Raw genomic sequence first — 23,197 nt, 5'->3', positions numbered from 1 at the left:
CCGACCGGTACCACCTCAATGCACAACGAATCCGCCCGCCCTCTTGCCACCGTCCTTGTTTTTGCCTCGCTGATTGTCTGCATCTCGATGGGCATCCGGCACACGATGGGGCTCTTTCTTGCGCCGATGACGCAGGAGCACCAGTGGAGCCGCGAGATCTTCTCGCTCGCGATCGCGGTGCAGAACCTCGCCTGGGGCGCCTGCCAACCCTTCGCCGGCTTGCTGGCCGACCGTTTCGGCGCGCGCCGCGTGCTCTGGGCCGGTGCGGCGCTGTATGCCCTGGGGCTGGCGGGCATGGCGTGGTCGGCGACCGGGACCGGGCTTTCCGCGACGGCCGGCCTGCTGATCGGCATGGCACAGAGCGGCACCACCTATAGCGTGGTGTTCGCCGCGATGGGGCGCATCGTGCCGCCGGTGCGGCTGAGCTGGGCAATGGGGCTGGTCGGCGCGGCGGGTTCCTTCGGCCAGTTCCTGATGGTGCCGGTTGCCGCGGGCCTGATCGAAGGAATGGGCTGGTTCGGCACACTGGTGGTGTTCGCACTGGCGGCCCTGCTGATGGTGCCGCTGGGCGCCTCGCTCACCCGCGGCCTCACGCCCGCCGCCGCCCATGCAGGGCAGTCGGCAAAGGCCGCATTGCGCGAGGCGAGCGGCGATCGGTCGTTCCAGTTGCTCGCGCTCGGCTTCTTTGTATGCGGTTTCCAGGTCGTGTTCATCGGCGTGCATCTGCCCGCCTACCTGCTGGACAGGGGCCTGTCGGCCAACGTCGGCATGACTGCGCTGGCGCTGATCGGCCTGTTCAACATCGTCGGCACTTACGGTTACGGTCACCTCGGCAACCGCTTTCCAAAGCGCACGCTGCTGGCGTCGATCTACCTCCTGCGCAGTGTTGGCGTTGCGGCTTTCCTGCTGGCGCCCCTCACACCGCTGACGGTCTATCTGTTTGCCGCCTTCATCGGCCTCTTGTGGCTGTCCACCGTGCCGCTCACCAATGCGATCGTCGGCCATATCTTCGGCATGCGCTACTTCGGCATGCTGTCCGGCTTCGTCTTCTTCAGTCACCAGGTGGGCAGTTTCCTCGGCGTGTGGCTGGGCGGCAAATTGTTCGACGCCACCGGCTCCTACGATCTGGTGTGGGGCATCGTCATCGCCCTGGGCCTCGTCGCCGCCCTCGCCCACCTGCCGATCGACGAACGGAGCATGGCGCAGCGCGGCGCGAACCAACCTGCCCGATGAGCAGATGAGGCTCATCGCATTCAATAGCGGAGCGATCGCGCCCGCAGCACCGCGCCTGCGGAGTGCTCAGCCTGGCAGGAGCCCCGCGGCCCGCGCATCTTCGGTAAAGAAACGATAGCCATTGCGGCCGCCCTGCTTGGCGTCGTACATCGCGATGTCGGCGCAGCGCAGCAGGGTTTCAGGGTCGGTCGCATGATCGGGGAAGATGGCGATGCCGACACTGGTGCCGATGCGGATCTCGCGTTCGTCGATAATGAACGGGCTGCCCAGCGCCGCTACGATCTTGACCGCGACGCGGGCAGCCGGCTCGGGCGTGTCGATTCCCTCGAGGATCACCACGAACTCGTCGCCATGCACCCGTGCCACCGTGTCGCCCTCCCGCACCGTGAGCTTGAGCCGGTCGGCGACCGCCTGCAGCAGCCGGTCGCCGACTGCATGGCCAAAGCTGTCGTTGACCGGTTTGAACTTGTCCAGATCGAGAAACAGCAGCGCAATGCGATTGCGCGTGCGGCGGGCCTGACGCAGGGCGTGGCCGAGGCGGTCCTGCATCAGGATGCGGTTAGGCAGCCCGGTCAGTTCGTCGTTATAGGCAAGGGTGCGGATCTCGCTCTCGGCTTCCTTGCGCGCAGAGATGTCGACGAAGAGGCCGCTGTAGTTGGTCACCCGATCGCCTTCGTCACGCACTCGCGCCAGTGACACCCAGGCGTCGAACGCAGTGCCATCGCTGCGCCTGAGGCGCAGTTCGCCCTGCCATTGTCCGCCGTCGTCCGCCTGGCGCCAGACCTCCCTGCACTCCGGATCGGCAGGCTCGCCGATGACAAGGCCGCAGAAGCGGCTGCCCCGTACCTCGCGGGCAGAAAGCCCGAGCATGCGACAACCTGCCGGGTTGAGCTCGATGACCCGACGATCGGCGTCAAGGAGCAGGATGCCCTCGCCGCTCGTGCTGAAAACGCTCGCTGCCAGCGCCAGGCGCTGCGACTGCGCGGCGATGCGGTGGGACAGTGGCCGCACCGCTGCAAGCATCAATGCACCGCTGGCCACCATCAGCAGGAGAATTGCAGCGATCGGCCAGTAGAGCTCGCGACTGGCCGTTGCATACAGCACCCTGCGCTCCATCGTCGCCGCGAACTGCCATTCGGCCGCGTCGGCCATCGCCGCGGCGAACATCAGTCGATCTTCGCCTGCGGGGATGGGCGCAATATCCTGAGGCTGGGCGCGGATTCCGTGCAATGCGCCGCGCACGGGATCGTCCTCGCCCACGACGACGAATCCGGCACCGTTGGTCGCGAGTTGCACGAGCCGCTGCTCAGCAGAATGAAACAGGTAGACATGCGCGCCGTACGCAAAGGGCATTGCGCTCCATGCCGCAAGAACGTCGCGCAATTTCGACAGATCGAAGGCCACGACATCGGTGCCGGTGCGCACCCCATCGCGGGTCACGATGGCGGTGGACACGATCATGACGTCCTGCCCCAGCAGGCGGAACGGACCATGCACTTCCTGCGGGCGCACCCCGGTGGGCGGGATGCGCCAGAACTCTTCCGGAATGGTCTTGCCGATGGCAACCGCCGGGAGCCCCTCGTGGTCAAGCCGCAGCAGGGCGATCACCTGCGGCGACTGCTCGAGGGCATCCTGCAGACGAGGAATGCTGAATGCCTCCAGCTCGCTGCGCGAAATGCGCCCCTCGTTGTAAAGGTGAAGGGCATCACGAATCTGTGACCGGCTGGTGAGCTGCGCCGCGATGCTGGACCAGCTCGCAAGCAATTGACCTGCCGCCTGGGCCTGCATCTGCACCTGATAGCCCACTGTCAGGTCCACGTTGCGCCGCAGTTGGCCATGCATCGGAATCAGGGTGGCAAGCCCCACCAGCACTGCCGTCAGGACGATGCCGATGAATTCGAACAGCCTTATGCGGCGCTGAAGCCGCGACAGCGATTCGCGACTGTCGGTCACCGGGTTCGCGCCAAGCGGGGAATATGCCATGCACCATTTTCTCACAGCCGTCCCACAGCGGCATGCGAAGCCTAGGACGGCTTGCCAGAAATGGGCGTCCAGCACGGTCGTCGTTGCCGATTCAGCAACGATGAGTTGCAGACTGGCGACTATTTCACCTCGAGCCAGCCGGGTAGAGTTCGTCCATCACGAATCGCCGCCCTGGAGCGACAACCATGAAACCTGTTGTCCGCCAAGCCATCGCCACCGGCGCCAAGCAAGCCGCACCTGGCCCATTCCATCAACCGTCCGCCCCCAAACTGCGAGCGAGCCAGCCCGACTGACTTGCCAATTCGTTTCCATCAAGGAGCAACACATGCAGGCCATCGTCAGACTTTCCGCCGCCCTCGCCCTGTCCGCAGCCGCCGCAACCGCAATGGCCGCTCCGGAGACCTACGTCGTCGATAGCACCCACACCTTCCCGCGCTTTTCGTACAGCCACTTCGGCATGTCGACGCAGTTGAGCCGCTTCGACAAGACCACCGGCACCGTGGTGCTGGACAAGGCGGCGAAGACCGGCGCGGTGGACGTCGTCATCGACATGAAGTCGGTCAACACCGGCTACACGACATTCAACGAGCACATCCAGGGCGAGGACTTCCTCGACACCGCCAGGTACCCGACCGCCACCTTCAAGTCGACCAAGGTGACTTTCGACGGCGAAAAGCCGGTGAGCATCGACGGCAACCTGACGATCAAGGGTGTCACCAAACCGGTGACGCTGAAGGTCACCAACTTCCTCAACATGCCCCACCCGATGCTGAAGAAGGACGCGATCGGTGCCGACGCCACCGTCGTGATCAAGCGCACCGAGTTCAACGCCGGCAAATACGCACCCAACGTCGGCGACGACGTGACGATCACGATCTCGCTCGAAGCGATCAAGGGCTGAACCTTGACGGTCGCCGATCTGACGACGGCGGCACAATGAAACGGGCGAGCGGCTATGGGCCGCTCGCCCGTTTCATTGTGGCATCGCCTCGCGCCGCCGCCCGCAAACTCGGGCGCCGCGGCAATGAAGCTCAGTTGCCGCTCATCGCCATCATCAACTGGTTGATGCGTTTCACGAACGTGGCCGGATCGTCGAGCGTGCCGCCTTCGGCCAGCAGGGCCTGGTCGAACAGCACTGCCGCCCAGTCGTCGAAGTGCTTCTCCTCGTACTTCAGGCGCAACACCGCCGGATGGCTGGGGTTGATCTCTAGGATGGGCTTCGACACCGGCGCGCTCTGCCCCGCGGCCTTGAGGATGCGCGCCAGGTTCATGCCCAGGTCGTGCTCGTCGGCCACCAGGCAGGCGGGCGAGTCGGTCAGGCGCAGCGTCACCTTCACGTCCTTGACGCGCTCGCCCAGGCTCGCCTTCATCTTGTCGAGCAGTTCCTTGTACTCGTCGGCGGCCTTCTCGGCTTCCTTCTTCTCTGCCTCGTCTTCCAGCGCGCCCAGGTCCAGGCCGCCCTTGGCAACCGACACCAGCGGCTTGCCGTCGAACTCGGTGAGGTTGCCCACCACCCACTCGTCGACGCGGTCGGTGAGCAGCAGCACCTCGATGCCCTTCTTGCGGAAGACCTCGAGATGCGGGCTGTTCTTCGCGGCGTTGAAGGTCTCGGCGGTGACGAAGTAGATCTTGTCCTGGCCTTCCTTCATGCGGCCGATGTAGTCGGCGAGCGACACCACCTCTTCCTGGGTGTCCAGCTTGGTCGAGGCGAAGCGCAGCAGGCCGGCGATCTTGTCTTTGTTGGCGAAATCCTCACCCACGCCTTCCTTCAGCACCTTGCCGAACGCCTTCCAGAACTCGGCGTACTTCTCCTTGTCGGCGGCCTCGTCGCTGTTGGCCAGGCTCTCGAGCAGGGTCAGCACCTTCTTCGTGCACCCGGCGCGGATGGTGTCGATGTCCTTCGATTCCTGCAGGATCTCGCGCGACACGTTGAGCGGCAGATCGGCCGAATCGACCACGCCGCGCACGAAGCGCAGGTAGGTCGGCATCAGCTTCTCGGCGTCGTCCATGATGAACACGCGCTTCACGTACAGCTTGATGCCGTGCTTGGCGTTGCGGTCCCACAGGTCGAAGGGCGCGTTCTTCGGGATGTACAGCAGGTTGGTGTATTCGTGGCGGCCCTCGACGCGCGAGTGCGTCCACGCCAGCGGGTCCTCGAAGTCGTGGGCGACGTGCTTGTAGAAGGCGGTGTACTCGTCCTCAGAAATGTCGTTCTTCGACCGGGTCCACAGCGCGTTGGCCTGGTTGACCGTCTCGTCCTCGTCGCTCAATACCTGCTTCTTCTGCTCTTCGTTCCACTCCTCCTTCTTCATCACGATCGGCTGCACGATGTGATCGGAGTACTTGCGGATCAGGCTCTTGAGCTTCCACGACGACAGCAGGTCTTCCTGGCCTTCGCGCAGGTGCAGCGTGATCTCGGTGCCGCGACCAGCCTTCTCCACCTGCTCCACGGTGTAAGCGCCGGCCTCGTCGCCGGTCATCGAGCATTCCCACCTCACGCCCTGCTCGGCGGGGAGGCCGGCGCGGCGCGACGCCACGGTGACCTTGTCGGCGACGATGAAGGCGGAGTAGAAGCCGACGCCGAACTGGCCGATCAGGTGGGCGTCCTTCTTCTGGTCGCCGGTGAGCTTGCCGAAGAACTCCTTGGTACCCGACTTGGCGATGGTGCCGAGGTGGGCGATGGCCTCGTCGCGGCTCATGCCGATGCCGTTGTCGGCGATGGTGACGGTCTTGGCCTCCGCATCGAAGCCGATGCGGATCTTCAGCTCGCTGTCGTTCTCGTACAGCGCGCCGTTGTCGAGCGCCTCGAAGCGCAGCTTGTCGCAGGCGTCGGAGGCGTTGGAGACGAGCTCGCGCAGGAAGATCTCGCGGTTGGAATACAGCGAATGGATCATCAGGTGAAGGAGTTGCTTCACCTCGGCCTGGAAGGCCAGCGTCTGCGAGTTCTTGTCGGTCGGGGCGGCGGTTTCGGACATGAGTACGGCTCCAGCTCGGTTACGGATCAGTGCGAGCGTATCTGGGGATGGCAGCGCCGGTTTCAAGACCCGGTACGCGGTCACACGTAGCGGATCGCGACGATCTCCACCTCGCGCATGCCGGCCGGGCTCTGGAAGCGCACCGCGTCGCCCTCCTTCGCCTTCAGCAGCGCACGCGCCAGCGGTGAAATCCAGCTTATGCGGCCGTCGGAGGCATCGGCCTCGTCCACACCGACGATCTGCCAGGTCTGCTGCTCCGCAGTCTCGACATCCTCGATGGTGACGGTGGCGCCAAAGAAGACCTGGTCCAGCTCCTGCTGGCGCTCGGGGTCGACCACGTCGGCGCTCTCGATGCGCTTGATCAGGAAGCGGATGCGGCGGTCGATCTCGCGCAGGCGCTTCTTGCCGTAGATGTAGTCGCCATTCTCGGAACGGTCACCGTTGCCGGCCGCCCACGCCACCGTCTCGACCAGCCGCGGTCGCTCGGTGCGCACCAGTTGCTCGAGCTCGGCGCGCAGCGCGTCGTAGCCGCGGCGGGTCATGTAGTTCTTGCTGCCGGCGGGGAGCCGCAGCGACGGCGAGAGCTCTTCCTCCTCGTCGTCCTGGCCGTCGCCTTCGCGGGTGAATGCCTTGCTCACAGTACGGACCGTCGCCTCTGTCATGGAGCGCCGCATGTTAAGCCATGCCCTCCGCCGCTGCCATCCCGGCACGGGTGCGCAGTGCGCTGTGGTTGTCATTCTCAAGGCGCCCGCATACCATCCACCCGAACCCCAGCCTCGGCGCACAAGCGCCCCTCGCCTCATGCAGGTGACTCGATGAACGATGCGTCCTTCGATGACGTGACCAGCCTGCGAGCCCGTCTGGAAGATTTGCGGTTGGAACACCGCGACCTCGACGAAGCCATCGCACGCCTCAACGCCACTCCGGTCGATGACGAACTGATGCTGCGCCGCCTGAAGAAGCGCAAGCTCGCACTGAAGGACCGAATCGCCGCCATCGAACGCATTGTCGATCCCGACGAATTCGCCTGAGCAGACGCGCATGCCCCTCGTCCATCTGGAACTCGACGGCTATCGCGTCTGCGTTGCCGCTCATGGCCCGCATGGCGACGCCTCCACCTCAGGGGCGCCTGCCATCGTCCTGATCCACGGCGCCGGCCACGATCACACGGTGTGGAACGACGTGGCAGCCGCGCTGGTCACGGCTGGCCTGCGGACGCTTGCCCCCGATCTCCCCGGTCACGGCGAGTCCGGCGGCGCAGCCCTTGCGGACGTCGACACCCAGGCTGCGTGGCTCGTGCGCCTGCTCGACAGGCTGGAATGTGCGCGCCTGAGTCTCGTCGGCCACAGCATGGGCTCGCTGACCGCCCTTGCCGCGGCGGCACGCGTGGCCGACCGCTGTGTGAAGCTGGTACTCGTCGGCAGCGTCGCGCCGATGCCGGTGGCCCCCTTCCTGGTGGACGCGGCACGCGAAGACCTGCCTGCGGCGTGGGCGATGGTGAACAAGTGGTCGTTCGGCCCGCTCGAAGAACTCGGCGAAGCCCGACTCGCCGCCCTGCAGGCGCTCAACCTGCATCGCATGCAGCGGCAACCTGCCGCATCGCTGGCGATCGATCTTGGCGCGTGCAACGCATGGCAGGACGGACTGATGGCCGCATCGCAGGTGCGTTGTCCCGCGCTGCTGGTCTGCGGCGAACGCGACCGCATGACGCCGCCCGAAGCGGCACAAGCTCTTTTCAACGCGCTGCACGCCACGACGGGCGGCGCGAGCATGATCCAGATCCCCGGTGCTGGCCATTTGATGATGGACGAAGCGCCGGTGATCCTGAGTGATGCGATCCGGGCGTTCGTCGCAGCGGCACCCTGACAAGAACCGCGACACGCCGCTCCGCTGCAAGCAAGGCCCCAACCAGGAGAAGACAATGTCGCAGCAGAACGATGCCCCGCTGGAAGACAACCAGCAGCCACCCTTTCCCACCGTGCGAGACGTTCCCGCAAGCGCGCCCCTGCGCTGGGTGGCGCGCGGCCTCGCGGATTTCAAGTCCTGCCCCATTCCCAGCCTGTTCTACGGCTTCTGCTTCACCGGCATGGGCCTGCTGATCACCTTCGTATTCGAGCACGCCTACGAATACACCTCGGCCCTGACATCCGGCTTCCTGCTGCTGGGCCCCTTCCTCGCGATGGGTCTGTACGAGATCAGCCGCCGGCGCGAGCTCGGCGAGGGCTGCTCGCTGGCACCGACGCTCACCGTGTGGCGGCGCAACGCGGGCAACATCGGCATCTTCGCGGTGGTGCTGGGCATCGTGTTCCTCGTCTGGGCGCGCGCCTCGCTGGTGATCTTCGCGCTGTTCTATACCAACGAGATGCCCAACCTGTCCGGCTTCCTCGAACAGGTACTGAGCTTGCAGAACGCCGAGTTCCTCGGCGTGTATTTCGGCATCGGCCTGATCTTCGCGACCATCGTCTTCGCCGCCAGCGTGGTGTCCATCCCGCTGATGCTCGACCGCAACCAGGATGCGATCAGCTCCATGCTGGCGAGCGTCGGCGCGCTGACGCGCAATCCGGCCGCGATGATCGTGTGGGCCTTGCTCATCGCCGGCCTGACCCTCCTCGGCTTCCTCAGCTTCCACCTCGGCCTGGTCGTGACCATGCCCATCGTCGGCCATGCGACCTGGCATGCCTACCGCGACCTGGTCGAGCCGCTGCCCGGACGCTGACCACCGCCCTTGGCGGTGCCGCCGTCTCTGAATCGGCCCGGCCTGCGTGCGTACGAGCGTCGCGCCGCGCGAGCGTCAGCCAGCCGGCGCGTCGTCGAGCTCGAGCACGATGGGCTGGTGATCGGAGGCCGGCGTGTCGGCCAGCACCTGCAGCGAGCGCACGCGGCCGACGAGGTCCCCGGTGACGAAGGCGAAGTCGCAGCAATACGCCCGGTCGGGCCACTCTGCACCGTGCAGGCCTACGGTCGGCGCATGCGCCGCGCCCGGATGCACCACCGTCCACGCGTCGCGCCACGGCGGTACCCCGTCCGCCAGTGGCCGCAACATCTGCTGGTATTCGGGCGAGCCCGGTTCGCAGTTGAAGTCACCGCATACCACCGCCGCGGCCGGCCGCGCCGGCAGGGTGAAGGCGGGGTTGGACTCCTTCGCCGCCGACGGCGCGGCGGCCTGCCCCGCCGCCTCGACCTGCAGCGCACGCAGGGCTTGCACCTGCGCACCACGCTGGCGGGCCGAGTAGTACTCGAGGTGCGTCGTCAGGACACGCAGCGGACCGCTCGCACCGCTGACCACCGCCTCCACGCACACGCGCTGCATCGAAGGCCAGGCCGGATCGGCAGGCGCCGGCAGCATGTGGCGGAACACCTGTCCCACCGGCAGGCGCGACAGCAGCAGGTTGCCGAACAGCGCGCGCCCGCCGCGCCCATCCGCAATGTCCAGCCCGGCGCCGAACACCGGCGTGTGCCCGGGAAACGCCGCAGCAAGCAACGCCACCTCGTCGCCGCCCGAACCCCCCGGCAAACCCTCGAAGTTGCACGCGACCTCCTGCAGACAGATCACGTCGAATTCGCCAGCAGCCCTGATCGCAGCAACGGTGCGCGCCAGTTCGACGCGGCCATCGGCCCCGCGCCCCCACTGAATGTTCCAGCTCAAGATGCGCACGTTACACCTATCTTGTTGATCTTTATAACTTATTATTTTTCACTTGTTCGTTGCATACACGCTTGAATACACACGCACAAGGCGGTGCACAGAGCAGGCGGCTTCGGTTCTGAGGATAGACGATGTTGCGCGGGGTGTGCTGACGTGGGCGGGCGCTGCCCACAGGGACGAAGGGCGAGCGAAGGGGAAGGCTACGGGCAACAGGACGCATGGTAGATTCTGAAGCGTCGCGAACCATGCAGCGCAAGCGCCAAGCGGACACACCCTCATGATGCAGCCACCCACCGACAACCTGTATAAGTTTCTAGCGATATTTGGCTTGATCGTCTTTGGGTTCAGCTTTTACCTTCCGCTGCAACGACTAGAGGAACACAGCCGAGAACTCGCAAAGTGGAATGCAGCTTGGGGGCCGATGCTGGAGAGAGCCGTCCAGGCTGATGACGACTCGCGAACGGATCTCGTGTGTGCGATAGCTGAAGCCGAGAAGGTTCGCCCGCAGATCAACAGTCAGGAATGCAAGGGCGTGGCAGCAACTCGCGTCCAGCGTGCCAACGCATCAAGAGACCTTCAAATCGCCATGACTGAGTTACAGAGCGGCAAGCACATGCTGTCACATCTGCAACGTCAGTTCGAGACGTATCGAACCATCAGCATCGTGACCGGGTTGCTAGGTCTGCTCGTCTGTACGGCAGGGTTCTGGTTTTGGTACGTCCGCGTTCAGCGCCCGCTGGATGAAGTTCAAGCAAGAGCGGTGCAGAGGACGGGCGAGCGCGCGACTACTGACGCTGAGACTTGAGCGACGACGAGAGCGCGGACAGTTTCGGCGGGGTCGGTGACAGAGCGGGGGTCACGGTTGCTGTGTGGGTAGCGCACGCGAGCGACGCGCGAGAGCGACGGGGCACGATCTATGCTGTTTGCATGTTTGACGCTGTGCGCATTCTGCGTGTTTTGACGCTCGTCGCTTTTGGGGGGTCACTCAGACGTGTCGCTGCGTGTGATCGCCGCTCAGAGCGCTTGCATTCGCGTGCAAACGCGCTTCGCTCAGCACTCGCAACGTGCACGCTCCGCATCACCCCCACCCCAAGCTATGACATCGATCATATTCGAGCGCTGCAGTTGGGTGAATGAGTCAGCGCGCTAGACGCTTTCCCCTATTGCCTCATCGCAGGTCGCACGGTCTAGCTGCCCATCGGGCTGGCGCGAGGCCGCATAATCCTGCCATCGACCACGACCATCGATCGGCATGACGGACGCCCATCAATCCCACCACAATCACCATCACCATCTGCATGGTCACGGCACGCACGAGCAGGGCGTGCCGCCGCACGAGCATGGGCACGAGCACACCCATCATTCCGCGCACGGCCATCACCATCACGATCACGCCGCCAGTCGGCATCTGCCGCTGGCACTCGTGCTGACGCTCGGTTTTGCCGTCATCGAGGCGCTGGCCGGCTGGTGGTCCGGATCGCTGGCGTTGCTCGGCGACGCCGGCCACATGGTCACCGACGCGCTGTCACTGGGGCTCGCGGCACTGGCGACACGCATTGCCCAGCGCCCCACCAGCCCGCGCCACTCCTACGGCCTGCGCCGGGTGGAGGCGCTCGCGGCGCTGGCGAACAGCCTCTTCATGCTCGTGGTGGTGGCGCTGCTGTCGTGGCAGGCGGTGCTGCGCCTGATGGCGCCGCGGGAAATCGCCGGCGAGGCGGTCACCCTGGTGGCGCTGGGCGGACTCGTGCTCAATCTGGCCGTCGCGTGGCTGCTGACGCGCGGCGAAGGCGACCTCAACACCCGTGGCGCACTGCTGCACGTGATGGGCGACCTGCTCGGCTCGGTCGCGGCACTCGCCGCCGGCCTGGTGATCCAATTCACTGGCTGGACGCCGATCGATCCGCTGCTGACGATGCTGATCTGCGGCCTCATCCTGGCCTCCACGTTGAGTCTGCTCAGAAGCGTGGTGCACACCCTGCTCGAAGGCGTGCCCGACGGCATTTCCCTGCCCGACGTCGGACGCGCGATGGCAGCGGTGGAGGGTGTGCGTTCGGTGCACGACCTCCACATCTGGAGCCTGGATTCACGGCGCCCCGCGCTGTCGGCGCACCTCGTGCTGACCGATGCCCGGCGCTGGCCGGCCATCCTCGCGGCGCAACGTGCCTTGCTCGCTGAACGCTTCGGCATCGAGCATGTCACCCTGCAGCCGGAGCTTCCGGCCGCCGCACCGCTGGTCTTCATGCCCGGCGGTTCAAGACACGACCACGATCACCGATAATCCAAGCCTCCTCTTCCGGACAAGCACACATGTATTCCGCACAGGAACTGGTCAGCCAGATCGACGCCCTGACCTCGCTACCCACCGTCTATCTGCGCATCCGCGAGCAGTTGGACGCCCCCGACGGCGGAATCCACGAGGTGTCGCGGCTGATCGCGGCGGACCCGGCGCTGACGACCCGCCTGCTGCGGGTGGTCAACAGCGCGATGTATGGCTTTGACGGCACGATCGACAACGTCAGCCGTGCGGTGACCATCCTCGGACTGCAACAGGTGCACGATCTCGTGCTGGCAATGTCGCTGGAGTCGGTCTTCCGCGGCGTTCGTCCCGAATTCATGGACATGAACCGTTTCTGGCGCGCCAGCGTACTGCGCGGCCTCACCGCGCGCGCCATCGCGCTTTCATGCCGGCAGTCGGCACCGGAGCGGATCTTCGTCATCGGCTTGCTGGCCGACATCGGCCATCTCGTGATGTATCACGAACTGCCCACGCTCGCGGCAGAGGCGGCCTCTCAGGCGAGGGTATCGGGTGAAGCCTTGCATCAGGTCGAACGACGCGTCATCGGCTGCGATTTCGGCGAAGTGGGCGCCACGCTGATGGACCACTGGAAACTTCCTGCCTGCTTTGCCGGCGTGATCGGCGCCCAGACGGTGCCGCGGCTCGGCGGCGAGTATGCGTCGGATGCATGCGTGGTGCACCTGGCCAATCACATCGTCCGCGCCGACGAGCTCGGCCTGTCGAGCAACGAGGCATCGGCCGAGGTCGATGCGCTGGTGTGGGCCACGCTGGGGCTTCAGCCCGACATGATCAGCGGCATCCGGGAAGAGGCCGAACTGCATCTCGCCGCCTACATGTCGCTATTTTTTCCCGGCGGACGCAGCCTGTAAGACGGTCGGCGCCCAGCCTGCGACGCGACCTGCGGAAGTGGACGGAACCCCGCGAAAACAAAGGATTTTCTGCGCCCGGCCGCCAGTTTCGTGCTACTAGATCTAGTGCATCGAAACCAATGATTACACAACAATTTTTTTCAACTATCTGTTTTTAAACGTTTTTATTTTTTTGCGAAATCGGTCTTTCCGCGCTATTCTTCAGCCCGTTCGAAACAATAACGAGGGGTGAAGAAAAGCACCATGAACGCCACGATCCAGCACACCGACAAGCTCGACGCCAGCACGCTGGCCGCCCAGGAAATCTCCGGCGAAGTCCTCGTCGAAAAATACGCCAAAGGCAACGAACGGTCCGTTGCCGAGGTGCGTCAGCGCGTCGCGCGCGCACTCGCCGCCGTCGAGGCCGAAGACAAGCGTGCCCACTGGGAAGCGAAGTTCCTCGAGGCGCAGGAAAAAGGGTTCGTTCCGGCCGGCCGCATCAACAGCGCCGCCGGCACCACGCTGGCCGCCACGCTGATCAACTGCTTCGTGCAACCGGTGGGTGACTCGGTCACCGAGGCGGTCGATGGCCGCCCCGGCATCTACACCGCGCTGGCCCAGGCCGCGGAAACCATGCGCCGCGGCGGCGGCGTCGGCTACGACTTCTCGTCGATCCGACCGAAGGGCGCGCTGGTCAAGGGCACGGCCTCCAACGCCTCCGGCCCGGTGTCCTACATGCGCGTGTTCGACCGCTCGTGCGAGACGGTGGAATCGGCCGGTGCCCGCCGTGGCGCGCAGATGGGCGTGCTGCGCTGCGACCATCCCGACATCGAGGAATTCATCCACGCCAAGGATGAAGGCGACCTCACCAACTTCAACATCTCGGTCGGCGTCACCGACCCCTTCATGCATGCCGTCGAAGCCGACGGCGACGTCGAACTGGTGCACAAGGCCGAGCCCGCCGAAGAGTTCAAGCAGGGCGGCGCCTATCAGCGCGACGACGGCATGTGGGTGTATCGCAAGGTGCGCGCGCGCGATCTGTGGGACCAGATCATGCGCTCCACCTATGACCACGCCGAGCCGGGCATCCTGTTCCTGGATCGCATGAACCAGGACAACAACCTCTATTACTGCGAGACGATCGAAGCCACCAACCCCTGCGCCGAACAGCCGCTGCCGCCCTACGGCTGCTGCTGCCTGGGCTCGATCAACCTCACCTTGTTCGTGAAGAACCCGTTCAGCGACAAGGCCGAATTCGATTACGCCGGTTTCGGCAAGATCGTGGACGTCTCCATCCGCATGCTCGACAACGTCCTCGAGGCCACCCACTGGCCGCTCGAGCAGCAGCACGCCGAAGCGCAGTCCAAGCGCCGCGTGGGCCTGGGCTTCACCGGCCTGGGCGACGCGCTGATCATGCTCGGCAAGCGCTACGACACGCCCGAAGCGCGCGAGGAAGCACGCAAGATCTCCGAGTACATGCGCAACCGCTCCTACCTGGCTTCGTCCGACTTGGCCAAGGAGCGTGGAGCCTTCCCGCTGTTCAATGCCGACCTGTACCTGTCTGGCGGCAACTTCGCGTCGCGCCTGCCGACCGAGGTGAAGGACAAGATCCGCAAGCACGGCATCCGCAACTCGCACCTGCTGTCGATCGCGCCTACCGGCACCATTTCGCTCGCCTTCGCCGACAACGCCTCCAACGGCATCGAGCCGCCGTTCTCCTACACGTACACCCGCCGCAAGCGCATGGCCGACGGTACGTTCAAGGAGTACGCGGTGGAGGACTACGCCTGGCGCCTGTACAAGCACCTTGGCGGCAATATCGACAACCTGCCTGAATCCTTCGTCACCGCGCTGGAGATCTCCGCGCAGGCGCACAAGGACATGGTGGCCGCAGTCGCGCCCTATGTCGACACGTCGATCTCCAAGACGGTGAACGTGCCGGAGGACTACCCGTACGCCGAATTCGAGGACCTCTACCTCACCGCATGGAAGGCCGGTCTCAAGGGCCTGGCCACCTACCGCCCCAACAACGTGCTCGGCTCGGTGCTGTCCGTCACCCCGACCACCGAGCAGAAACGTCCGCACGACGTCGAGATCGCCGATGCCAACAAGCGTCTTTCGATCAAGAGCCTTCCGGCCCCGGTGCTGGCCAGCCTGCGCTGGCCGGGCCGCCCCGAGATGCCCGATGGCAACATGGCCTGGACCTACATGCTCGGCACGCCGACGGGTGACTTTGCCCTCTTCGTCGGCCAGTTCGGCACCAACGGCGGCACCTTCCCGTTCGAAGTGTGGGTGAATGGCGCCGACCAGCCGCGCGGCCTGGGTGCGGTGGCCAAGACCCTGTCGATGGACATGCGCGCCAACGACCGCGGCTGGCTCAAGCTCAAGCTCGAGACCCTGGCCCGCACCGTGGGCGAGAAGTCCTTCGAGATGCCCTTCCCGCCGCATGGCGAGAAGAAGCTTTTCCCCGGCACGGTGTCCGCGTTCGCCCAGGTGGTGCGCTACCGCTGCGAGAAGCTCGGCGCCTTCGACAAGGAAGACGAGCACAACCCGGTGCTGGACACCCTCTTCAGCCTGGAGGAGCCCAAGACCGGCACCGACGGCACGCTGTCGTGGACGGTGGACATCTACAACCCGGCCACCGGCGAGGACTTCGTGCTCGGCCTGAAGGAAATCACCCTGCCGGACGGTGTCACGCGGCCGTACTCAGTGTGGCTGTCGGGCAACTATCCGCGCGCGCTCGATGGCCTGACGCGCATCCTGTCGCTCGACATGCGCGTCATGGACCCGGCATGGATCGGCATGAAGCTGCGCAAGCTGCTCGACTATCCCGAGCCGCTGGGCGACTTCATGGCCTTCGTGCCCGGCACGAAACGCCAGCAGAACTACCCCAGCACGGTGGCCTATCTGGCGCAACTGATCATCCACCGCTACGCGATGCTCGGCGTGCTCGACGAGAAGGGCTACCCGACACGCGAAATGGGTATCCTCGAATCGCCGCGCGACGACAACGAGCCCAAGCTGATGCAAGGCGCGCTGTGCACCGAGTGCGGCAACCACACGGTGATCCGCAAGGACGGCTGCGACTTCTGCACTGCGTGCGGCGCAGTGGGCACCTGCGGATGAGGGTGATACCCTAGCGGGCGATTGAAATCCGTCCGAGAGCTGCGTCCAAGTGAAATGCCCTAATTGCGGTGGCACGGCGTGCCGCGAATCCAAATGGCGCTCTCACCGCGAGAAGTCCGAACATCCAGGCAGCCATCCCTATCGCTGCCTGGACTGTTCCTATCGCTTCATCGGCCCGGCAAGCCCGCTGGCTGCGGGGCGGGGCAGACTTTTCGGACTGGCGGCCGGGTTGCTGGTCGTCGTGCTGGGCGGCGTCGGCCTGGGGATCAATCACATCCTCGACGGCCGCACAGGAGAGCAGCCGTCGCAAACTGCGACCCCGGCGCCTCATGCAAGCGAGTCCGACGCCCTGCGCCAGGCGGCGCAGGCAGGCGATGCCGACGCCCAGTACCGTCTCGCGAAGTCGATGCTCTATGACACCAGCCGCGGGCGCGAGGGCGCTTCAGAGGCGGTGAGCTGGTTGCGGCGGGCGGCGGAAAGCGGCCATACCGGTGCCATGGTGCAGCTCGGCAAGCTATATCGAACAGGCCTGGGGGTACTGCAGAACTTCGATCTGACGCTCACCTGGCTGCGCAAGGCCGCCGAAAGCGGCGATGCGGAAGGCATGCTGGAACTGGGGCGGATGTACCGCGCCGGGACGGGCGTCAAGCAGGACCTGGTCGAAGCTTATGTGTGGTTCAACCGCGCTGCGGCCGCGCTCCACACCGAGGCCCTGAGCGAGCGCGAAAACGTTGCACTCAAGCTCAGGCCGGAGCAACTGCGCGAAGCACAGGCCCGCTCGGCGCATGATCAGACGCATACGGCGCAAGTCGGTGCCGCCGCCCAGGCGGGCGCGGACGAAGCAGAGCGCTGATTCGCGCCCTGTCGAGGCTCCACCCGGCACGCTCGAAAAAAACGCTGCCTGGCGATGCCACGCAGCGTTTTTTTCATGCCGCCTGCCGGCGGCTCGGGGCTCAGAGCTTCTGCTCGCCCATGCGTCCGGCGAACTTCCAGCCCTGCTCGGCCACGTAGCGATAGACGAAACCGCTCGGCCCATCGATGAACAGCGTCATCGCGCCTGCGTCCGCTTGTGCGGCCGCGCCAAAATCGCTGCGGCCAAGGTATTGCCACCCCGCCTCAGGCATGTAGACGAAGGTGCTTCCCGTGGGGCGGTCGATGAACACGGCGAGCGGCTGTGCCGCAGCGTCGTTAGCGCCGTCGGACAGGTCGAGCTTGACGGTCCGGACGCCGCCTTCGCTCACCACGCGCCAGCCTTCGGCACTGCGGAATTCGAGGCGCTGGGCCACGCCCGACGGCGTGGCCACCGACAGGCCGAAGGCTGCCGCATCAGACGCGGCGAACGCCGGCGCAGCGGCTGCCACTGCCGCAACAAGGGCCGTCGCGGCGGAGATCACGAGTTTGCTGATGGTCGCCATCAGGAGCTCCTTGAGGATGATTGAATTCAAACATACTGCATAGCAACATCAATGGTTGAATTATATCACCATTTTGCATTGCACAAACCTCGCTTCGCCCACGGCCTCCGATGGGCGGTTGCCGCCTCTCCTGACGACCGGCCTCGATGAATTCCACCTGGTGGAACAATTCGTCAGATGTCTTTCAGAAAATCTCGAGGATCGATAAATTCCATCCATGCATTAATGTTTTGCATAACAATGCAGATCCCGAGGAGACAGCCATGAAACCGATCACCCGACGCTTTGCGACGCTGTGCGCACCTGCCGTTGCCACGGCAATGTTCCTGCCCGCGGTGCATGCCGCATCGCCCGCGAGCGCCCCGGCCAAGCGCCCCAACATCCTGCTGATCGTCGCCGACGACCTCGGCTATACCGATCTCGGCGCCTACGGCGCCGAGATCGCCACGCCCAACCTCGACAAGCTGGCCAGCACCGGCGCGAAGATGACGAGCTTCTACGCTTCGCCGTTCTGCTCGCCGACCCGGGCGATGCTGATGTCGGGCAGCGACAACCACCTCGTCGGCTTCGGCGACATGGCCGAGTTGATGCTTCCAGAGCAGATGGGCAAACCCGGCTACGAGGGCTACCTGAACGAGCGCGTAGTGCCGATGGCCCAGGTGCTCAAGGATGCGGGCTACCGCACCGCGATGGCGGGCAAGTGGCACCTCGGCGTCAAGGAGGAGCTAAGCCCCGCGACCCGCGGCTTCGAGCATTCGTATGCAATGGTTCAAGGCGGTGCCAGCCACTTCGGCGACCAGTCGGGCATCGTCGCCATGGATCCGAACAAGCCGCCGAAGGCGATCTACCGAGAGAACGGCAAAGCCATCGACATTCCGCGCGACGGCTTCTACTCCTCCGTGGCCTTCACCGACAAACTCCTGGAGTACCTGAAGAGCGGCGAATCCTCGGGCAAGCCGTTCTTCGGCTATCTCGCCTTCACCGCGCCGCACTGGCCACTGCATGCTCCCGACGCCGACATCGCCAAGTACGAAGGCCACTACAAGGCCGGCTACGACAAGCTGCGCAAGGAGCGCCTGGAGCGCATGATCAAGCAGGGCATCGTACCCGCCGACACGCCGGTGTATGAAGGCCACCCTTACTGGCCCAAGTGGGAGAGCCTGTCGCAGGTCGAAAAGGAATCCGAAGCCCGCCGCATGACGGTCTATGCTGCCATGGTCGACAACATGGACCAGCAGATCGGCCGCGTGCTCGAGTATCTGAAGGCAAGGGGCGAACTCGACAATACCTTCGTGTTCTTCATGTCCGACAATGGCGCCGACGGCAACTCGGTGTATGACGTGGGCCGCACCCGCGAGTGGATCCACAAGGACATGGACAACAGCAACGCCAACATTGGCAAGCCAGGATCCTTCATCGAATATGGACCGGGCTGGGCGCAGGTCGGCTCGACCCCGTTCAAGCTCTACAAGTCGTTCATGTACGAGGGCGGCATCTCGGTGCCCGCCATCGCCTGGGGCCCGGGCATCAAGGGTGGCACCATCAAGCGCGAGTTTGCCCATGTCACCGATGTGGCGCCGACCATCTACGAACTTGCCGGCGCGAAGCACCCAGGCACCGAGTACAAGGGCAAGGAAGTGTTGCCGCTGCGCGGCAAGTCCATGCTGCCCTACCTGCAGGGCAAGGCGCAGCAGGTGCGCGGCGCGAATGATGCCGTCGGCTGGGAGCTGGGCGGGCGCAAGGCCTTGCGCAAGGGCGACTGGAAGATCGTGTATGCGAACAAGCCCTGGGGCAAGGATGGCTGGGAGCTGTACAACCTCGCCCAGGACAGGGCGGAAAGCCGCGACCTCGCCGCACAGAACCCGCAGAAGCTCGGCGAACTGCTGGTTGCGTGGAAGGACTACGTGGCCGACACCGGCACGCTGGAAATCGACGGTCTCGCCTACCGTCCGGGCTACAGCAATGCCGGCAAGTACTATGACGATCTGAAGATCGAAGCGGCGATGAAGCCGCGCGCTGCGAAGTAAGCCTTCGATCGTCGGTGATGGCGGAACCGGTGCTGCGCAGCTTGCTCGTCGTGCTCCTGCTGCTCGCGTCGCTGTCGGCCTTTGCCGCGGCGCCGCGAGCCGAGGTGCGCGCAGACCACGTACCCGACAGTGAATGCGTCGCCTGCCATCAGCCGCAGGCGACGGCATGGACCGGCTCCAAGCACGAGCGCGCGATGCAGGCGGCAACACCCGCCACCGTGCGCGCCGATTTCAACGACTCACTCTTCTCGGGCGCAGATCATCGCGCCCGTTTTTTTCGCCGTGGAGACGCCTTTTTCGTCCGCACCACCGGCCCCGACGGCAAGGAAACCGACTTCCCGATCACCCATACCTTTGGCATCGATCCGCTGCAGCAATACCTGCTTCCACTGCCCGGCGGTCGCCTGCAAGCGCTGACGATCGCCTGGGATACGCACCAGCGCCGGTGGTTCTCGCTGCAGACAGAAGGCGGCATCGCCCCTGGCAGCAGCCTGCACTGGAGCGGCCGCTACCAGAACTGGAACCTGATGTGTGGCGAGTGCCACACCACCGCCTTCAACAAGGGATACGACGCGGCGCGGGACAGCTATCGGACCACCTGGGTCGAGCCGAACGTCGGCTGCCAGGCCTGCCACGGACCCGGTCGCGAACATGCCGTCAGCGCCCGACAGCTCGCGCAGCCCCCCCTTCCGGCTGGCGCGCCGACCAGGCAATCCGCGGCCCTTGCCCGCCCGACGATGACGCCAAACCAGGCGCTGGGTGACGCGCACGCCCAGGTCGACCAGTGCGCCGCCTGTCATTCACGCCGCACCCGCCTGCTGGAGACGACCGTACCGGGGACGCCCTTGCTCGACAATTTCGTTCCCGACAACCTGCGGTCCGAGCTGTACCATGCCGACGGCCAGCAACTGGCGGAAGTGTTCGAATACGGCTCCTTCCGCCAGAGCCGCATGTACCAGGCCGGCGTGGCGTGCACCAATTGCCACGAGCCGCACAGCGGCAGGCTGCGCGCCGACGGCAACGCGCTGTGTACGGCCTGCCACAACCAGGCACCCGACACGGCGCGCTTCCCCGGTCTCAAGGCGAAGAACTACGATTCGCCGCAGCACCACTTCCACACGGCTGGAAAGCCCGGCAGCGAATGCGTCTCCTGCCACATGCCGAGCCGCAACTACATGGTCGTCCATGCACGGCGCGACCACGCAATCCGCATCCCGCGCCCCGACCTGACCCAGCGCATCGGCACACCCAATGCCTGCCAGGATTGCCACGCCGACCGCTCCGCCGCATGGGCGGCGGCGGCGATCGTCCGCCAGCATGGCAGCAGGACGGCGCCCGAGCACTACGGCGAGGTGTTCGCCGCCGCGCGTGGCGGCCAGCCCGGCAGTGACACCCGGCTGCTTGCACTGATAGAGGACGCGCGACAGCCGGCGATCGTCCGTGCCAGCGCGATCGAACAGCTCGCCGCCCTGGGCGGCGTACCACCCCCCGCATCGCTGACCGACGCCGACCCGGCCGTGCGCACCGCATCTGCCGCAGCCTGGAGCGCGCGCCCGGCAGAGGAGCGGCTCGCGCGACTTACCGCCCTGCTGGCCGATCCGGTCCGTGCGGTACGCATCACTGCCGCACGTGGCCTGGCCGACCTCGCCGAGGCGCAGATCCCGGCGCCGGCACGCCCGCTGCGCAATCGTGCGCTGGCGGAATTCGTCGCCGCTCAGCAGGCCATGGGCGACATGCCCAGCGCCCAGGTCAACCTGGCGACGCTGCTCGATGCTCAGGGCGACAAGCCCGCAGCGGAGCGCCATTACCGGCTCGCGATCGCGCAGGACCCGGCGGTCAATCTCGCCCGCCTGAGCTATGCGCAACTGCTGCTCGCGTCACAGCGGCAGGACGAAGCCCGGCATCTGCTGCGCGAGGGCGTCGCACAATCGGCCAACCCGGGCGAACTGCATTTCGCCCTCGGCTTGCTGGCCGGACAACGCCAGCAGTGGCGCGAGGCGGCGCAGGAGCTGCAGCGCGCCGCCGAACTCCTGCCCGACGATGCGCGCATCCGGCGCAACCTGGAAATCGTGCTGCGTCGCGTCGACACGGCGGCGCCGCGCTGACACTCGTGGTGGATGGCGCAGGCAGCCGCCTGCGTCGCAATACCGCTCAAGCCCGTCAGTCGCGCAGATTGTCGGCGATGGCCTGTGCCGTCGCGCGCAAATCCACCAGGTGCGCCTCGACCACCTTGGCGCGCAACCCGTAGCGGCGTGGCCACACCAGGTTGATGCAGCCGCGCACGCCGGCCGACGTCAAGATGGGCACAGCGATCGCATCCAGGCCGTCGTCGAACTCGCTCATCTCCACTTCAGCGCCGCCGAAACCCGCGTCGCGCACGGCAAACCCGCGCTGCCGCGTGTCCTCCACGATGGCGTCCAGCTCGTGCCGGAAGACCTGGGCGCTGCGCATGTTCGCCGGCGGATGCTCGCGGTAATGTGCGAGCGCAGCCTCGCGCTCGGCCGCCGAGCACCACGCCAGCCACGCCCGGCCCGGGGCGGACAGGAACAGGTCGACGCGAAAGCCGATGCGATATCGGCTGTTGATCGCCAGCCCCGACAGCCGGCGCGAGCTCTCGGCCAGCTCCATCATGTAGTCGTTGTAGATCAGCAGATCGGACGGCCACAATGCCTTGCGCTGCAGGGCCGCCAGGTGGGGCGCAGCGATTTCGGCCAGGCGCAGCGCGTGCTCGGACGGTCGCTCGTCCACCTGCAGCGACACGCCCCGCCGCCAGTAGCCGTCATAGATCGCGCGCCACGCCAGCCCGGCCTGCTCCAGCGTATGCAGGATGCGCAGCAGCGTCGGCTTGGGCAGGCCGCAGGCTTCATGCAGTTGCTGCAGCGAACGCCCTTCGTGCTGGCTCAGCAGTCGCAAGACCTCGAGCCCCCGCTCCAGCGCCCGTATCGATTTCATCGCCACTCTCCACGTGCCGCCATGACCACCCGGCGACAGCATCACCGATCGGAGGTGGACGAAAAAGAGGGACCCGCGCGCTGCGAGTCCCTCGATGTTTCTGCCCGCCAGCCGGCGAGCGAAACCAGCCGTTGTTGCTTACTTCTTCGCGGCAGCGAGGCCGTTGACGATTTCCTGCTTGGCGTCCTCGACCGTGCCCCAGCCCAGCACCTTGACCCACTTGCCCGGCTCGAGATCCTTGTAGTGCTCGAAGAAATGCACCGTCTGCTTCATCAGCAACTCGGGCAGGTCTTCGGTCGTCTGCACCTTGTCGTACAGCGGGGTCAGCTTGGACACCGGCACCGCGACAACCTTGGCATCGACGCCACCGTCGTCTTCCATCTTCAGCACGCCGACCGGGCGGCAGCGGATCACGACGCCGGGGGCCAGCGGGAAGGGCGTCACCACCAGCACGTCCACCGGGTCGCCGTCGCCGGCGATGGTGTGCGGGACGTAGCCGTAGTTGAGCGGATAGCGCATCGAGGTACCCATGAAGCGGTCCACGAAGACCGCGCCGCTTTCCTTGTCCACCTCGAACTTGATCGGATCGCCCTGCGCGGAGATCTCGATGATGACGTTGATATCGTTCGGCACGTCCTTGCCGGCGCTGACCAGATCAAAACCCATGGTTCCCTCCCGTGGAAAAAGTCCGCGAAT

General features: G+C 65.5%; 19 protein-coding genes. 12 read left to right on the top strand and 7 right to left on the bottom strand.

Annotated elements, in window-relative coordinates; all coding sequences use genetic code 11:
* Nucleotides 1–18: 18 nt before the first annotated feature.
* Nucleotides 19–1,233 (top strand): MFS transporter, encoded by a 1,215-nt coding sequence (locus tag GH664_RS16115; protein ID WP_153169096.1) that lies wholly within the window; start codon nt 19–21, stop codon nt 1,231–1,233.
* Nucleotides 1,234–1,299: 66 nt separating this feature from the next.
* Here the strand turns inward: GH664_RS16115 and GH664_RS16110 are convergent, their stop codons facing one another.
* On the bottom strand, nt 1,300–3,291 hold the full coding sequence (locus tag GH664_RS16110) for a sensor domain-containing diguanylate cyclase (protein ID WP_153169095.1): 1,992 nt from the start codon (nt 3,289–3,291) through the stop codon (nt 1,300–1,302).
* A gap of 250 nt (nt 3,292–3,541) precedes the next feature.
* Between GH664_RS16110 and GH664_RS16105 the strand changes: the two genes are divergently transcribed.
* Nucleotides 3,542–4,117 (top strand): YceI family protein, encoded by a 576-nt coding sequence (locus GH664_RS16105; protein WP_153169094.1) that lies wholly within the window; start codon nt 3,542–3,544, stop codon nt 4,115–4,117.
* Between the two features lie 130 nt (nt 4,118–4,247).
* On the opposite strand, the gene htpG is transcribed toward GH664_RS16105, so the two are convergent.
* Both htpG and greB read right to left on the bottom strand, forming a co-directional pair.
* Nucleotides 4,248–6,191, bottom strand: coding sequence for a molecular chaperone HtpG (gene htpG, locus GH664_RS16100; protein ID WP_153169093.1), 1,944 nt, complete (start codon nt 6,189–6,191; stop codon nt 4,248–4,250).
* An 80-nt stretch (nt 6,192–6,271) separates the two neighbouring features.
* Nucleotides 6,272–6,829: a transcription elongation factor GreB gene (gene greB / locus GH664_RS16095; RefSeq protein ID WP_153169092.1), complete on the bottom strand. Its 558-nt coding sequence runs from the start codon at nt 6,827–6,829 to the stop codon at nt 6,272–6,274.
* Between the two features lie 177 nt (nt 6,830–7,006).
* Here greB and GH664_RS16090 point away from each other — a divergent pair, with 177 nt between their 5' ends.
* The 3 genes from GH664_RS16090 to GH664_RS16080 are packed head-to-tail and all read left to right on the top strand — an operon-like array spanning nt 7,007 to nt 8,907.
* Complete coding sequence (locus GH664_RS16090; protein WP_153169091.1) at nt 7,007–7,222, top strand: YdcH family protein; 216 nt, start codon at nt 7,007–7,009, stop codon at nt 7,220–7,222.
* Nucleotides 7,223–7,232: 10 nt separating this feature from the next.
* Nucleotides 7,233–8,057, top strand: coding sequence for an alpha/beta fold hydrolase (locus tag GH664_RS16085; protein ID WP_153169090.1), 825 nt, complete (start codon nt 7,233–7,235; stop codon nt 8,055–8,057).
* Nucleotides 8,058–8,112: 55 nt separating this feature from the next.
* Nucleotides 8,113–8,907, top strand: a complete 795-nt coding sequence (locus tag GH664_RS16080; RefSeq protein WP_153169089.1) for a DUF2189 domain-containing protein — start codon at nt 8,113–8,115, stop codon at nt 8,905–8,907.
* Between the two features lie 75 nt (nt 8,908–8,982).
* On the opposite strand, the gene GH664_RS16075 is transcribed toward GH664_RS16080, so the two are convergent.
* The gene (locus GH664_RS16075; RefSeq protein ID WP_153169088.1) at nt 8,983–9,846 is read right to left on the bottom strand and encodes an endonuclease/exonuclease/phosphatase family protein; all 864 of its coding nucleotides are present in this window, start codon (nt 9,844–9,846) and stop codon (nt 8,983–8,985) included.
* Between the two features lie 268 nt (nt 9,847–10,114).
* Between GH664_RS16075 and GH664_RS16070 the strand changes: the two genes are divergently transcribed.
* The 5 genes from GH664_RS16070 (at nt 10,115) to GH664_RS16050 (ending at nt 16,960) form a co-directional block, all read left to right on the top strand.
* Entirely contained in the window at nt 10,115–10,642 is a 528-nt protein-coding gene (locus GH664_RS16070) for a hypothetical protein (protein ID WP_153169087.1), read from the top strand.
* A gap of 447 nt (nt 10,643–11,089) precedes the next feature.
* A complete protein-coding gene (locus GH664_RS16065; protein ID WP_153169086.1) occupies nt 11,090–12,115 on the top strand; it encodes a cation diffusion facilitator family transporter in 1,026 nt (341 codons plus the stop codon).
* Nucleotides 12,116–12,144: 29 nt separating this feature from the next.
* Nucleotides 12,145–13,002 (top strand): HDOD domain-containing protein, encoded by an 858-nt coding sequence (locus GH664_RS16060; RefSeq protein WP_153169085.1) that lies wholly within the window; start codon nt 12,145–12,147, stop codon nt 13,000–13,002.
* A 243-nt stretch (nt 13,003–13,245) separates the two neighbouring features.
* The gene (locus GH664_RS16055) at nt 13,246–16,107 is read left to right on the top strand and encodes an adenosylcobalamin-dependent ribonucleoside-diphosphate reductase (RefSeq protein WP_153169084.1); all 2,862 of its coding nucleotides are present in this window, start codon (nt 13,246–13,248) and stop codon (nt 16,105–16,107) included.
* 229 nt (nt 16,108–16,336) lie between these two features.
* A complete protein-coding gene (locus GH664_RS16050) occupies nt 16,337–16,960 on the top strand; it encodes a tetratricopeptide repeat protein (RefSeq protein WP_228111569.1) in 624 nt (207 codons plus the stop codon).
* Nucleotides 16,961–17,060: 100 nt separating this feature from the next.
* Here GH664_RS16050 and GH664_RS16045 read toward each other — a convergent pair whose 3' ends face one another.
* Nucleotides 17,061–17,522 carry a hypothetical protein gene (locus tag GH664_RS16045; RefSeq protein ID WP_153169082.1) on the bottom strand — a complete coding sequence of 154 codons (462 nt, stop codon included), beginning with the start codon at nt 17,520–17,522 and terminating at the stop codon, nt 17,061–17,063.
* A gap of 263 nt (nt 17,523–17,785) precedes the next feature.
* On the opposite strand from GH664_RS16045, the gene GH664_RS16040 reads away from it, so the two are divergent.
* Both GH664_RS16040 and GH664_RS16035 read left to right on the top strand, forming a co-directional pair.
* On the top strand, nt 17,786–19,549 hold the full coding sequence (locus GH664_RS16040) for an arylsulfatase (protein ID WP_153169081.1): 1,764 nt from the start codon (nt 17,786–17,788) through the stop codon (nt 19,547–19,549).
* A 17-nt stretch (nt 19,550–19,566) separates the two neighbouring features.
* Nucleotides 19,567–21,654, top strand: coding sequence for a multiheme c-type cytochrome (locus GH664_RS16035; RefSeq protein WP_153169080.1), 2,088 nt, complete (start codon nt 19,567–19,569; stop codon nt 21,652–21,654).
* Nucleotides 21,655–21,709: 55 nt separating this feature from the next.
* On the opposite strand, the gene GH664_RS16030 is transcribed toward GH664_RS16035, so the two are convergent.
* Together GH664_RS16030 and ppa are read right to left on the bottom strand one after the other, a co-directional pair.
* Nucleotides 21,710–22,501, bottom strand: a complete 792-nt coding sequence (locus GH664_RS16030) for a helix-turn-helix domain-containing protein (RefSeq protein WP_153169079.1) — start codon at nt 22,499–22,501, stop codon at nt 21,710–21,712.
* A gap of 138 nt (nt 22,502–22,639) precedes the next feature.
* On the bottom strand, nt 22,640–23,167 hold the full coding sequence (gene ppa, locus GH664_RS16025; protein ID WP_153169078.1) for an inorganic diphosphatase: 528 nt from the start codon (nt 23,165–23,167) through the stop codon (nt 22,640–22,642).
* Nucleotides 23,168–23,197: the final 30 nt, after the last annotated feature.

The sequence above is a fragment of the Thauera sp. 2A1 genome, from assembly GCF_009469595.2.
Classification (GTDB): domain Bacteria; phylum Pseudomonadota; class Gammaproteobacteria; order Burkholderiales; family Rhodocyclaceae; genus Thauera.
This window is presented reverse-complemented; position numbering and strand designations above follow the sequence as displayed.

What these genes read in the sequence shown, in the direction of transcription:
- GH664_RS16115 (WP_153169096.1), top strand. Translation starts at nt 19, where the DNA reads ATGCACAACGAATCCGCCCGCCCTCTTGCCACCGTCCTTGTTTTTGCC.
- GH664_RS16105 (WP_153169094.1), top strand. Translation starts at nt 3,542, where the DNA reads ATGCAGGCCATCGTCAGACTTTCCGCCGCCCTCGCCCTGTCCGCAGCC.
- htpG (WP_153169093.1), bottom strand. Translation starts at nt 6,191, where the DNA reads ATGTCCGAAACCGCCGCCCCGACCGACAAGAACTCGCAGACGCTGGCC.
- GH664_RS16090 (WP_153169091.1), top strand. Translation starts at nt 7,007, where the DNA reads ATGAACGATGCGTCCTTCGATGACGTGACCAGCCTGCGAGCCCGTCTG.
- GH664_RS16085 (WP_153169090.1), top strand. Translation starts at nt 7,233, where the DNA reads ATGCCCCTCGTCCATCTGGAACTCGACGGCTATCGCGTCTGCGTTGCC.
- GH664_RS16080 (WP_153169089.1), top strand. Translation starts at nt 8,113, where the DNA reads ATGTCGCAGCAGAACGATGCCCCGCTGGAAGACAACCAGCAGCCACCC.
- GH664_RS16070 (WP_153169087.1), top strand. Translation starts at nt 10,115, where the DNA reads ATGATGCAGCCACCCACCGACAACCTGTATAAGTTTCTAGCGATATTT.
- GH664_RS16065 (WP_153169086.1), top strand. Translation starts at nt 11,090, where the DNA reads ATGACGGACGCCCATCAATCCCACCACAATCACCATCACCATCTGCAT.
- GH664_RS16060 (WP_153169085.1), top strand. Translation starts at nt 12,145, where the DNA reads ATGTATTCCGCACAGGAACTGGTCAGCCAGATCGACGCCCTGACCTCG.
- GH664_RS16055 (WP_153169084.1), top strand. Translation starts at nt 13,246, where the DNA reads ATGAACGCCACGATCCAGCACACCGACAAGCTCGACGCCAGCACGCTG.
- GH664_RS16045 (WP_153169082.1), bottom strand. Translation starts at nt 17,522, where the DNA reads ATGGCGACCATCAGCAAACTCGTGATCTCCGCCGCGACGGCCCTTGTT.
- GH664_RS16040 (WP_153169081.1), top strand. Translation starts at nt 17,786, where the DNA reads ATGAAACCGATCACCCGACGCTTTGCGACGCTGTGCGCACCTGCCGTT.
- GH664_RS16035 (WP_153169080.1), top strand. Translation starts at nt 19,567, where the DNA reads ATGGCGGAACCGGTGCTGCGCAGCTTGCTCGTCGTGCTCCTGCTGCTC.
- GH664_RS16030 (WP_153169079.1), bottom strand. Translation starts at nt 22,501, where the DNA reads ATGAAATCGATACGGGCGCTGGAGCGGGGGCTCGAGGTCTTGCGACTG.
- ppa (WP_153169078.1), bottom strand. Translation starts at nt 23,167, where the DNA reads ATGGGTTTTGATCTGGTCAGCGCCGGCAAGGACGTGCCGAACGATATC.